11 protein-coding genes are annotated in these 12,277 nt (G+C 72.8%); 8 read left to right on the top strand and 3 right to left on the bottom strand.

The window, feature by feature from the left end:
* The 6 genes from DSY14_RS19910 to DSY14_RS19885 all read left to right on the top strand — a co-directional run.
* The coding region (locus DSY14_RS19910) for a LuxR family transcriptional regulator (protein ID WP_211718107.1) at positions 1-2,316 on the top strand (2,316 nt) is incomplete at its 5' end.
* A gap of 98 nt (positions 2,317-2,414) precedes the next feature.
* Positions 2,415-3,266, top strand: coding sequence for an ABC transporter ATP-binding protein (locus DSY14_RS19905; protein ID WP_211718106.1), 852 nt, complete (start codon positions 2,415-2,417; stop codon positions 3,264-3,266).
* The gene (locus tag DSY14_RS19900; RefSeq protein WP_211718105.1) at positions 3,263-3,982 is read left to right on the top strand and encodes an ABC transporter ATP-binding protein; all 720 of its coding nucleotides are present in this window, start codon (positions 3,263-3,265) and stop codon (positions 3,980-3,982) included. The genes DSY14_RS19905 and DSY14_RS19900 overlap by 4 nt, the downstream gene beginning before the upstream one ends.
* Before the next feature lie 11 nt (positions 3,983-3,993).
* Complete coding sequence (locus tag DSY14_RS19895) at positions 3,994-4,845, top strand: branched-chain amino acid ABC transporter permease (RefSeq protein ID WP_211718104.1); 852 nt, start codon at positions 3,994-3,996, stop codon at positions 4,843-4,845.
* 2 nt (positions 4,846-4,847) lie between these two features.
* On the top strand, positions 4,848-5,924 hold the full coding sequence (locus DSY14_RS19890; RefSeq protein WP_211718103.1) for a branched-chain amino acid ABC transporter permease: 1,077 nt from the start codon (positions 4,848-4,850) through the stop codon (positions 5,922-5,924).
* Positions 5,925-5,955: 31 nt separating this feature from the next.
* Positions 5,956-7,281 (top strand): ABC transporter substrate-binding protein, encoded by a 1,326-nt coding sequence (locus DSY14_RS19885; protein WP_211718102.1) that lies wholly within the window; start codon positions 5,956-5,958, stop codon positions 7,279-7,281.
* A 230-nt stretch (positions 7,282-7,511) separates the two neighbouring features.
* Here the strand turns inward: DSY14_RS19885 and DSY14_RS19880 are convergent, their stop codons facing one another.
* Together DSY14_RS19880 and DSY14_RS19875 are read right to left on the bottom strand one after the other, a co-directional pair.
* Positions 7,512-8,708, bottom strand: a complete 1,197-nt coding sequence (locus tag DSY14_RS19880) for an aromatic acid exporter family protein (RefSeq protein WP_211718101.1) — start codon at positions 8,706-8,708, stop codon at positions 7,512-7,514.
* A 231-nt stretch (positions 8,709-8,939) separates the two neighbouring features.
* A complete protein-coding gene (locus tag DSY14_RS19875; RefSeq protein ID WP_211718100.1) occupies positions 8,940-9,536 on the bottom strand; it encodes a TetR/AcrR family transcriptional regulator in 597 nt (198 codons plus the stop codon).
* Between the two features lie 192 nt (positions 9,537-9,728).
* Here DSY14_RS19875 and DSY14_RS19870 point away from each other — a divergent pair, with 192 nt between their 5' ends.
* Complete coding sequence (locus DSY14_RS19870) at positions 9,729-10,670, top strand: alpha/beta fold hydrolase (RefSeq protein WP_307851279.1); 942 nt, start codon at positions 9,729-9,731, stop codon at positions 10,668-10,670.
* Between the two features lie 99 nt (positions 10,671-10,769).
* On the opposite strand, the gene DSY14_RS19865 is transcribed toward DSY14_RS19870, so the two are convergent.
* Positions 10,770-11,723, bottom strand: a complete 954-nt coding sequence (locus DSY14_RS19865) for an SDR family NAD(P)-dependent oxidoreductase (protein ID WP_211718098.1) — start codon at positions 11,721-11,723, stop codon at positions 10,770-10,772.
* A gap of 86 nt (positions 11,724-11,809) precedes the next feature.
* On the opposite strand from DSY14_RS19865, the gene DSY14_RS19860 reads away from it, so the two are divergent.
* Positions 11,810-12,154 carry a MerR family transcriptional regulator gene (locus DSY14_RS19860; RefSeq protein ID WP_211718097.1) on the top strand — a complete coding sequence of 115 codons (345 nt, stop codon included), beginning with the start codon at positions 11,810-11,812 and terminating at the stop codon, positions 12,152-12,154.
* Positions 12,155-12,277: the final 123 nt, after the last annotated feature.

The raw sequence follows: 12,277 nt of genomic DNA, 5'->3' as shown, positions 1-12,277 counted from the left end.
CCGCCCGGCCCCGCCGACGCACCCGTGCGCGGCGCTTCCGACTCCACCGGCTCCACCGACACCGCCACCCCCCGCGGCGGCGCTCGCCGGTCCGCCGTCCCCGGGGTCGCCCAGTACCCGCTCCCCGCCCTGGACGACCGTGCCGTCCACGACCTCCTCACCGACCGTGCGCCGGCGCACCTGTCCTCCGCCGTCCGCTCCGCCCTGGTCGGCGCCTGCCACGGCAACCCGGCCGCGCTGCTCGGCTTCCTCGACGGGCTCGACACCGCCCAGATCCAGGGTGCGGAGGCGCTCCCCGAACCGCCGCCCCTGCCCCGACGACTGCGCTCGGCGCTGCTGGCCCCGTACCGCGCACTGCCCGAGCCCACCCGGAACGTGTTGCTGCTCGCCGCCCTGGCCGGCGCACCCCGCGTCCACCCGCTACTGGAGGCCGGGGGAGCCGAGGCGACCGTCGCCGCACTGGAACCGGCGGAGGAACACGGCCTCATCACCGTCGACGCCGACACCGTCACCTTCACGGACCCCCTGCTGCGCGAGGCCATCCCCCAGGGCGCCCCCACCGGTCGACTGCGCGTCGCCCACCGCGCCCTGGCCGGGGTGACCGACCCCGAGTCCTCCCCGTTCGCGTTCGCCCGGCACACCGCTCTCGGGGCCGAGGCCCCCGACGCCGGCCTGGCCGACCGGGTGGCCTCTGCGGCCCGTCGCGCCAAGCGCCTGGAGGGGCCCCTGCGCGCCTCGCTCACCCACGAGCGGGCCGCCGCGCTCACCCCCGACGCCGACGAACGCACCTGCCGGCTGGCGACGGCCTCCTACGAGTCCTATCTGGGCGGGGACTCCGTGCGCGCCGCGCGACTGCTCTCCCGCGCCCGGCCGCTCGCGGTCTCGGACCGGCGTCGCGCCGTCGTCGACCTCATCGACGCCGAGTTCCACATGCGCGACTCCAACGCCGTCGACGCCGCCGAGCGCCTCCTGGAGATCGGCCGCGACCTCGTGCCGCACGACCGGAAACTGGCCCTGCGCGCCCTGGCCCGCTCCGCGGACAGCGCCTCCTACGCGGGTGACCCGGTCCGCCACGGGCACGCCGCGAAACTGGCGGTGAGCCTGGTCGGCCCGGAGGACCCTCCGTCGATGCGGCTCACCGCGGCCTTCCTGGAGGGCTGCACCGTCTCCTTCCGCGGCGACTACCCGGGCTCCACGCCCCTGCTGCGCGAGGCGACGCGGCTCGCGCGTGAACTGAGCGCCCCCACGGAACTGGTGTGGGCGGGCATCTGCGGCCTGCGCCTGGCGGACGCCCCCTACGTCCGCTCGGTGACCTCACGCGCGGTGGAGACGGCCCGGTCGCGCGGGCAGCAGCTGTTCGTCCCCTCCGCCCTGGCCTTCCTCGTCTTCTCGGAGTTCTGGAGCGGGCGTTTCCCGTCCGCCGCGGGGACCGCGCTGGAGGGGTTGCGGGCCTCCCGGGAGACCGGCCAGTCCATCTGGGCGACCCAGAACCTGGCGTCGCTGGCGATGATCGCCGCCATCCAGGGCGACGTCGACACCTGCCGGATCCGGGCCCGCGCGGTCGCCGCCCAGGCGGGGGAGAACAGCCTGGGCCTGCCCGCAGCCCTGGCCTCCTGGGCGCTGGCCGTCCTGGAACTGTCGCGCGGCAACGCCGCCGACGCGTTCTTCCGGCTGCGCTCCCTGGTGCACGCCGGACCCGGTCACGGGCACCCCACCATGCGTCTGCTCACCGCGCCGCACTTCGTCGAGGCCGCGGTGCGCATGGGGGAGACCGCGTGGGCGCGGGCCTCCCTGGCCGGCTACCGGGGGTGGGCCGAGTCCGTGGCGAGCCCGAGCGCGCTGGCCCTGGCCGCGCGCGGGGACGGTCTCCTCGCCACCGGCGACGAGGCCACCGACCACTTCGGCACCGCGCTGGCCCTGCACCGGGCCTGCGGTGACGACGACGTCGAGCACGCGCGCACCCAGTTGCTGTTCGGCGCCCACCTGCGGCGGGTCCGTCTCCCCGGTCGGGCCCGCGAGCACCTGTACAACGCCCTGGAGACCTTCGAACGCTTCGGGGCCCGGCTGTGGGTCCGCCAGACCCGCGCCGAGTTGCGCGCGATCGGGACCGCCGAGCGCGGCCCCGAGACCCCCTCCACCGGGGAGCTGACCGCGCAACAGCAACAGATCGCCCGGTTGGTGGCGGAGGGGGCCACCAACCGGGAGGTGGCCGCGCACATGTTCATCAGCCCGCGCACGGTGGAGCACCACCTGCGCGGCATCTTCCGCAAGCTCAACATCAGGTCCCGGGTGGACCTGGCCCGCCTCTTCACCTGAGGGAGGGGCACCCCGGTCCGGACGCGATGGGCGGACGGATCACCGTCACGTCCCGACCGGTCGGTACGTCCCGGCCGTCCGTCACCAGAAAGGCAGCCATGGCAACGACAGCACCGGAACACCTCCTGAGCGCGGAGGGGGTGACCATGCGCTTCGGCGGCCTCACCGCGCTCGACGACGTCGGACTCCGGGTGGGCGCGGGCTCCGTCGTCGGCCTCATCGGCCCCAACGGCGCGGGCAAGACCACCCTGTTCAACGTCCTGTCCGGGGTCCTGCGCCCCACGGCCGGCGCCATCACCTGGAAGGGGGCGCCCCCGCCCGGTCGCAGGACCCACCACCTGGCCCGGGCGGGCATCGCCCGTACGTTCCAGGGGCTCCACCTCTTCCCGCTGATGCCGGTTATCGCCAACGTCATGGTGGGCGCGGACCGGCTCGCCCGTGGCGGCCCGTTCTCCCTGATCACCGGGCTGGGCCGGCATCACCGGGACGAGAGGGAACTGCGGGCACGGGCCCTGGCGGCGCTGGAGCGGTTCGGGATCGCCGAGTACGCCGCGCGCCTGCCCGGCACCCTGCCCTACGGGGTGCAGAAGCAGGTCGCCCTGGCCCGCGCCTGCGTCGGCGCACCCGAACTCCTCCTTCTCGACGAACCCGCCGGCGGTCTGTCCGGCGCGCAGATGGACGAGCTCGCCGCACGGATCCGCGATCTCAGCCGGGACATGGCCGTCGTCCTCGTCGAACACCACATGGACCTGGTCATGGAGGTGTGCGACCACATCGTCGTCCTCGACTTCGGCAGGGTCATCTCCACCGGAACCCCCGCGCAGGTGCAGGCCGACCCCGCCGTCACGCGGGCCTACCTCGGCACCCCGGCCGACGAGGCGCCCATCGACGCCCCGGACGGTGACCGGGACGGCACCCACGGAACGGGCCGGAAGGGAGCCGCCCGATGAGCACCGCGCCCCTGTTGTCGGTCCGGGGCCTCACCGCCCACCACGGCCCCGTGCGCGCCCTCACCGACGTCTCCCTCGACGTCCCCCACCAGGGACTGTGCGCGGTGCTCGGCGCCAACGGCGCGGGCAAGACGACCCTGTTGCGCACCCTCACCGGGCTGCACCCGGCCACCTCCGGCCGGGTCCTGCTCGACGACGAGGACATCACCCGCCTGCCCACCGAGAAGGTCATCACCCGCGGTCTGGCCCACGTCCCCGAGGGCGGCGGCGTGATCGTCGAACTCACCGTCGAGGAGAACCTGCGTCTGGGCGGCCTCTGGCGCGCCGACCGGCGGGACCGCACCACCTTCGACGAGGTCATGGCGCTCTTCCCACCCCTGGCCGAACGCCGCTCCCGGACCGCGAGCACCCTGTCCGGCGGCGAACGCCAGATGCTCGCCATCGGGCGCGCCCTCATGGCCCGACCGAAGGTGCTGTTGCTCGACGAACCCTCGCTCGGACTGGCCCCGCGCGTCACCCGGCAGATCTTCACCCTGCTGCGCGACCTGCGCGCCCGCACCGGGCTCACCGTCGTCCTGGTCGAACAGAACGCCGCGGGCGCCCTGTCCGTCACCGACCACGGGCTGGTGCTCGACCAGGGCCGCGTCGCCACGGAGGGCCCCTCCGACGGCCTTCTGGCCGACGAGCGCACGCGCCACGCCTACCTCGGCTTCTGAGGGAGACCCCCATGACCCACTTCATCAACCTGACCCTGAACGGGCTGGCCTCCGGGGCCGGCTACGCGGCGCTGGCGCTGTCCCTGGTCATCATCTACCAGGCCACCCGGCTGGTGAACTTCGCCCAGCCCGCCCTGGCGCTGTTGTCGGTCTACACCGCCTACACCGTCACCCAGCTCACCGGTTCGTACTGGGTCGGGTTCGCCGCGGCCCTCACCGTCGGCCTGGTCGTGGGCGCCCTCGTCGAACGCGTCATCATCCGGCCCATCGCCCGGACCTCCCAGCTCAACGCCATCATCGTCACCCTCGGTCTGCTCCTGGTGATCCAGGGCGTGGTCGGCATGGTCTGGGGCAACGAACAGCACGGCTTCCGCTACGCCTTCGACTACGTGGGGCGCTTCGCCCCCTCCGACGTGTTCGCGCTGGCCTCCGTCGGGGGCGTCGCCCTACTGCTCTTCCTCGTGTACCGCTTCACGCCGCTCGGCCTGCGCATGCGCGCCGCAGCGTTCCGCCCCGAGGCGGCCCGGCTCAGCGGTGTGAAGGTGGGCCTGATGCTCACCGTCGGTTGGGGGATCGCCTCCCTCATCGGCGCCCTCGCCGGCATGCTCGCCGGTCCGCCGTTCCTGTCCCCGAACGTGTTCGACGTCGTGTTCGTCTTCGGGATCACCGCGGCCGTGGTCGGGGGACTGGACAACCCCTTCGGCGCGGTCGTCGGCGGCCTGCTCATCGGCCTCGGCATGTCCTACGTGTCGGGGTACGTCGGGCCCGAACTGGCGACCCTGTCCGCCCTCGTCATCGTCGTCCTCGTCCTGAGCGTGCGCCCCGACGGCATCCTGTCCCGGCCGACTGCGCGAAAGGTGTAGCCATGTCCCAGCCCACCGTCCGGCGCGAGACGCCCACCGACCCCGTCGGGTCCGACCCCGCCCCCCGCCACACCCGCCGGTCCGCACTGCCCCTGCCCGTCCGCCACCTGCTCCTGGCCGCGCTCGGACTGGCGGCCGTCGCCGGGTTGCTGCTCGTCACCGGCGACCTCACCGCCCTGCGCCTCGCCGCGGTGGGGTACACCATGCTCGCCGTCGCCGGTCTCCAGTTGCTGGTCGGCGCTTCCGGCCAGGTGTCCCTCGGCCATGGCGCGTTCATGATGATCGGCGCCTACGCGATGGCGCTGTTGGTCCTGCACCAGCCGATGCTGCCGCTCGCCGTCAACCTCGCCATCATCGTCGTGGTGTCGGTCGTCGCCGGGATCGCGGTGGGCGCGGCCACCGCCCGTCTGCACGGCCCCTACCTGGCCGGTGCCACCCTCATCCTCGCGGTCGGCCTGCCCGGCCTGGCGCACCGGTACCACGACGTGCTCGGCGGCAGTAACGGGCTCAACATCCGCACCGCCGGGGCACCGCCCTTCCTCCAGGGCCTCGTCAGTACCAGTGAGTGGCGGGCCCTGGTCGTGTGGACCACCGTCGTTCTCGGTCTGGCGTTGCTGGCCACCCTGTCGGCCGGCCGTCTCGGTCGCCGCATGCGCGCCATCCGCGACGACGAGACCGCCGCCGCGATGGCCGGTGTCCCCGTCGGCGGCACCAAGGTGGTCGCCTTCGTCATCGCCTCCACCGCCGGCGGCCTGGCCGGGGGGCTCCAGGCCTACGTCCTCGGCACGGTCACCCCCGGCAGCTTCACGCTCGTGCTGTCGCTGACCCTGCTCGCCGCCCTGGTCATGGGCGGGATCGGCAGCCTGTGGGGCGCGCTGTGGGCCGCCATCGCCATCGTCTACCTCCAGATCTGGGCCACCGACCTGGCCCGCGCCCTGAACCTGAGCCGGGACGTCGAGAACAACCTGCCCATCGTGTTCTTCGGGGTCGTGCTCATCCTCGTCCTGCGCTTTTGGCCCCTGGGAGTCCACGGGGCCCTCCACAGCCTCAGAGCCCGGCTCCGAGCCCGCGAGTCCTGACACCCCCTTCCCCCCGACCGAGGAGAACACCATGCGTCCACGCACGCGCACCCGGGCCCTGCCGGCTCTGGGACTGGCCCTGATCATGTTCCTCACCGCCTGCGGCGGAGCGGGCGAGGTCGGCGACGGCGCCGACGTCGACCTGGACGTCGCCCCCGGCGTCACCGACGACGCCGTGGTCATCGGTTCCCACCAGCCCCTGACCGGGCCCGCCGCCCCGGGATACCTGGCGGTCTCCCAGGGTGCGGCCGCCGTGTTCGACCACGTCAACGCCCAGGGCGGGGTGAACGGGCGCAGCATCGACTACCGAGTGGAGGACGACGCCTACGACCCCTCCCAGACCATCGACGTCACCCGGCAGTTGGTCATCGAGGACGAGATCTTCGCGATGGTCGGCGGCCTCGGCACCCCCACGCACAGCGGTGTCCTGGACTACCTCAACGAGGAGGGCGTTCCCGACATCTTCCCCTCGTCCGGGGCGCTGGCCTGGAACAACCCGGACGAGCACCCGCTCACCTACGGCTGGCAGACCGACTACACCAAGGAGGCGAAGATCCAGGGCGCCTACATCGCCGAGCACTTCGCCGGTCAGGGCGTCGGGTACCTGTACCAGAACGACGACATCGGCGAGGACTCCCAGGCCGGGCTCGACCAGTACCTCACCGACGACGTCGTCGCCCGTCAGCACTACGAGTCCGAGGTCGCCGACCTGAGCTCGCAGATGGCCGAACTGGAGAGGTCCGGCGCCGAGGTGGTCGTGTGCTCCTGCATCCCGGCCTTCGTCGCCCTCGGCATGCTGGAGGCCGCGCGCATCGGCTACGAGCCCCAGTGGATGGTGTCCAGCATCGGCGGCGACACCACGACACTCCAGGCGCTGCTCGCGGAGTTCACCCAGGACACCGACGCCGAGGGGGTCCCGGCCGACACCTTCCTCGACGACATGCTCATCACCACCTACATGCCGCGTGTGGAGGACGAGGACGACGAGTGGGGCCGATTCTTCCTGGCGATCTACGAGGAGTACGGCGAGGGCGGCCCGGTCACCAACACGCACGTGTTCGGCATGACCCAGGCCGTCATGTTCGCCCAGGTCCTGATGTCCGCCGGGGAGGATCTCACCCGGCGGTCGCTGATCGAGGCCATGGACGAGCAGGAGTGGCGGGGGCCCGGGTCGGTGCCGTTCTCCTCGTCCGACGGTGACCACGGCGGCCACGAGGGGGTGTACGTGGTCCAGTACCAGGAGGGCGGCGCCATCGAGATGGTGCAGGAGCCGCGCGTGACCGACCGCGAGGGCGGGGCCATCGAGGAGACCGACTTCGAGCCCCTGATGCCGGAGGAACTCCCCTTCCACGACTGAGGGCGGTGACGGGACGGCCCCGCGTCGGCGGTGCGCCGTGCGGGGGCGCCGAGGTCATCGTCGAGTGTGACGGCCTCGGCGCCCGGTGCCGCACGTGCTCGTGCTGACCGTGCCGTCCGAGCAGCCCAGGGCGGTGCGGTCCGCGACCCACCGGGGCCGGTCGGCGCGTGCGGGCGGCGCGCGCCGACCACGACCCCCGGTGCTCCCCGCCCCGGCGTCGAGCGCGGTGCCTACCGCCGGTCGCGCTCGTCCACGTAGTACTTGACGATGTCGCAGGAGTACTGCATCTCGTCCATCAACCGCTGAGCCTCGATGAGCAGCACACCGTACGGCTGGGTGAGGTCGTCGAACGGCGGCGGGTCGTCCTGACTCGGAATGCGGGTGAGCGCCTCGGTGCACTCCCGCGCGCCCTCGGCCGACCGGCACAGCCGTACGGCCTGGTCGCTCAGGTGGTCCTCGTCCAGCTGGGACAGGGTGCGGGTGATCTCTCCCAGGGAGTCCATCAGTTCGCCGTAACGCGCCAGGAACTCCTGGTGCGGCGCCCTGCGGTCGTCATCGGCCCACAGGTGCAGCGCCCGGGCCATCGACCCCACCTGGGAGGCGACCCGGCCCAACGCCTCCACCAGCTGTTCGTACCCCTCGAAGGTCGTGTGCGGGCGGTGCTTGGTCAGCAACCGGGAGGGGTTGAACAGCAGGGACTCCCACGCCGTGCGGATCGACGCGCGGGCCTGCTCCACCTCTGAGTCCAGGGCGTCGGCGCGCCGACGCCAGGCCTCGGTGCTGCTCTCGTCCAGGTCGCCCGCGGCCATCTGCCGGGACACGTCTCCGAGGAGGTCGCACATGGAGTGCGAGAGCGCGCCGATCGCCCATTCCACGCTGCGGTGTCGCATCGGGGGGAAGAACACCAGGTTGATGATGGTGCCCACCGCGCACCCGATCGCCACCAGCAGGACGATCTCGCCGAGCGCCATGAGGCGTCCGTCGAAACCGGAGGAGGTCAGGAAGACGGAGAAGGCGAAGAACGCGGCGGTCGGCACCTGGGCGCCCTGCTCGCCCAGGAAACGCCACCGCGCGATCACCAGGGTGATCAACGAGACCAGTGCGAAGGTCAGCACGTCCGGGCCGGCGGCGAAGGCGAGGAAGGCCTGCACCGCGATGCCCAGGAGCACCGCGCCGATGTAGCGGAGCGACTGCACCGCCGACCGGTAGACGGTGACCTGCATCATAAGTACGGCGGTGAAGGGGGCGAAGGCGGGGGCCTCGGCCGCCAGGACGTCGTGGGCGACGTACCAGGAGAGCGTGGCCGCCAAGGCGCTCTTGACGATGCCCAGGATGAGGTTCTGCTCGTGGCTGCCCGAGCGTCGGGCGCGGCCGAGCCAGGCGTGCGTGGCCTGAGCACGACGGGACAGTGGCTCTGCAAGGGACATGGAACGGGGTGGGTCCTTTCCCGCGCGCGGCGGACCGTGGGGACGGGTACGGACCGCTACTACCCGGTGCGGCGGAGAACATGGCATCGGCGTCCACCACTGCCGCGGATGTCACATTCCTGCTGGTCAGGGAGGGGTTCCGCGGGCCTGGTCGGGGTGGCCGCCCGAGCGCGCCCGTGCCCTCGGGGCGCCCCACCGCCACGCGGGAACCCGCGGCGCCCGAACCCCGGCTCACCCGGACAGCGCGGACTCGATCATCGCGTTGAGCCGTTCGGCCGGGCCGGTGGTGTCGTAGTCCGGATCGCGCAGCGCCTCGCCCACGAGGCCGTCGATCGCGCCGCCGATGATGACCGCGAGGGACCGCGAGTCCACCGCGGGCAGCCCCCGGGCCTCGGCGGCGGTGTCGATGATCCCGGCCAGGGGGCCCCAGCGCCGTTCCGACGTGTGGTCGTCCTCCAGGTGGGGGAACGCCTCGACGATCACCCGAGTGTGCCGCGGGTGCGCGCGCAGGTGACCGACCATCGCGCGGACGTAGGTCGTGGGTCCGTCGGCGGCCGGCGCGGACGCCAGGGCCGCCCCCACCTCCTCCGTCAGGGTCTCCAGGACCTGCGCGCAGGCGGCCCGGACGAGCGCGTCCTTGCTGGGGAAGTGGTAGAGGACGGCGGCCTTGGTGAGGTCGGCCCCCTCGGCGATGCGGGCCAGGGAGGTCTTCGCGTAGCCGAGTTCGGCGATGAGGTCGACGGTCACCTCGACCAGTTGGGCGCGGCGGACCCGCTCGATGAGGGTGGTGCCGCGGCCCGCCCGCCCCTGTTTCGGAGTTCTTGCCATGATCAGAATTCTACCCTACGGTTGAAAATCTGACCGTCGGTCAGTTTTTATCGGGATCGGCCCACCGGCCTGCGCCGGGGGCGATCGTCACGTGGGGGAACGGTCATGGTGGGCACCGCGGAGGAACACGCGTCGCACGGGCGGCGCCGGTGGAGTGCACGGGGTGGACGGGGGCGGCGGCGCAGGGTGCTCGTGATCGCCTTGGTCGCGGTGGTCGCCTTCGCGGTCGGTGCCGTGGCCACGCGTTCCTCGTCGTCGGTCGGTCGCTGGGACGACGCGGCGGGCATGGACCGCTACCTGGCCGCCTACGAGGAGGCCTTCGCCGACCTGCCCGAACCCGACGCGACGGTGGACGTGCGCACCGACTTCGGCGTGGTCCGCCTGTACCGGTTCGAGGGGTCCGGGAACGCCGACGCGCCGCTCCTGCTGCTGCCCGGACGGGCCTCCGGGTCGCCGGTGTGGGCGGACAACCTGCCCTCGCTGCTGCGGATCGGGGACGTGTACACGATCGACCTGCTCGGTGAGCCCGGCCGGAGCGTGCAGGAGCGTCCCATCGGCGACGACGCCGACCAGGCCGCGTGGCTGCACCAGACGCTCGCGGGGCTGCCCGAGGAGGAGTTCCACCTGGTGGGGCTCTCCATCGGCGGGTGGACCGCGGCCAACCTGGGGGTGCGCCGGCCCGAGCACGTCGCCTCGATGACCCTCCTCGACCCGGTCCTGGTCTTCGACGACATGCCCCTGGAGACCATCGTCCGGTCCCTGCCGGCGTCGCTGCCCTGGCTGCCCGAGTCGTGGCGCGACGGGTTCAACTCCTACACGGCGGGCGGCGCGCCGGTGGAGGACGTGCCGGTGGCCCGGATGATCGAGGCGGGCATGCGCCACTACTCGCTCGCTCTGCCCGCGCCCACCCGGATCGGCGAGGACACGTTGGCCGGCCTCGACGTGCCGGTGCTGGCGGTGATCGCGGGGGAGTCGGTCATGCACGATCCGGCCACGGCCGAGGCGACGGCGGAACGCGCACTGCCCGAGGGGTCGATGGTGCGGTTCCACCCGGACGCCTCGCACGCGATCAACGGCGAGTACCCCGAGGAGGTCGCCGCCGACATCCGCGCGTTCCTGGAGGGGCGGGCCTGAGGCGCGTCCCCGCCGAGCGCCCTACGCCCGGGTCGACGGCCGGTCGGGCGGGGGCCCGGCCCGGTTCTCGGGCGGACGGGCGCTCGGCGGGGACGCCGTTCAGTCCAGGGGGTGCACGCCCGTGAGTCGCGTGGACGTCGTCCACAGCCGTGCTGCGGCGGACGTGTCGGTGGCGGGCGGCACGAAGGCGACGCCGAGGACGTCCGGGTGCGACCGGGACCCGACCGGGCCCCAGAAGAGACCCGGGTGCACCCGGTGCGAGGCCGCTGCCGCGAGGACGGGGGCGGCGGCCGGTTCGGGGTCCCTGCCGATGACGGCGGCGATCGCCCTCGTCGCCAGGCGCGTCATGTGCGAGGGGTAGGTCGTGTGCATCGGGGTGCGGGCCAGGCCCGGGTGCGCCGCGAAGCTGCGGATCGGACTGTCCGTCGCCCGCAGGCGTCGTTCCAGTTCGAGGGCGAACAGTGTGTTCGCCAGTTTGGAGCGGCCGTAGGAACGCCCGGGTGAGTGGCCGTGGGCGCCGGCGAGGTCGTCGACGTCCAGAACGGCCCCCTTGTAGAGGGCGGAGGAGACGGTGACCACGCGCGGGTCCGTGCCCTCCTCCAGGGCGGTGAGCAAATGCCCGGTGAGTGCGAAGTGCCCCAGGTGGTTGGTGGCGAACTGGCTTTCCACACCCTGGGGGCTCAGGCGCAGCGGGACGCTGCTGATCCCGGCGTTGAGGACCAGAAGGTCCAAGGGGCGGCGCACCTCGGCGGCGAACCGCCGCACGGAGTCGAGGTCGAGAAGATCCAGGTGAGCGACCGTGACCTGGGCGTCGCGGAGCCGGTGCTCCTCGATCAGGTGCCGGCGGACCCGCTCGCCGCGTTCGGTGTCGCGCACGCCCAGCAGCACGTCGGCGCCGCGGCGGGCCAGACCGCGTGCGGTGGCCAGGCCCAGACCGCCGCCGCCACCGGTGACGACGGCGGTGCGGCCGGTCAGATCGGCCAGGTCGGAGAGGGGTGCGGCGAGGCGGACGCGGCCCGCGTCGGAGCGCTCGGAAGAGGCTTGAGGCTTCATGGGGCCGACGTTAAAGTGTGACATCAGTGTCAGGGTCAAGCCCGCGTCGTTCGGGGCCGACCGAGTCTTGTCGGTGAGGTGGCGCGGTGCAGATCGGTGAGTTGAGCAGACTCAGCGGGGCCAGTGTCCGGTCGCTGCGCTACTACGAGCAGCAGGGCCTGCTCGGTTCGGAGCGCCGCAGTAACGGTTACCGGGACTTTCCGGACAACGCGGTCGCGACCGTGCAGACCATCCGGTCCCTGCTGGACCTCGGGTTGCCGACCGCGTTGGTGAAGGACGTGCTGCCCTGCACCGTGGGGGAGCGTTCGGAATCGGCCTGTCCACAGCTCCTCGAACGCATCGCCGAGCTGCGCGACGACGTCCGTACGAAGGCGGACCGGTTGGCGACGATCAGCGATTCCCTGAGCGAGTACCTGCGCACCAACGGCTGACCCACAACGCCCCCGAAGGCCGAGGGTGGTCGTGCGGGTTCTCGGACGTCGGTGGGGAACCCGTCCATGCCCCCGGAGGTCAGGAGCGCGTCCGCCGCCGTGCGCGCGGTGAGCCCTCGGGAC

The sequence above is a fragment of the Nocardiopsis sp. MG754419 genome (assembly GCF_018207095.1).
Classification (GTDB): Bacteria; Actinomycetota; Actinomycetes; order Streptosporangiales; family Streptosporangiaceae; genus Nocardiopsis.
The sequence above is the reverse complement of the archived record's forward strand: the minus strand, read 5'-3'. Positions and strand labels throughout refer to the sequence as shown.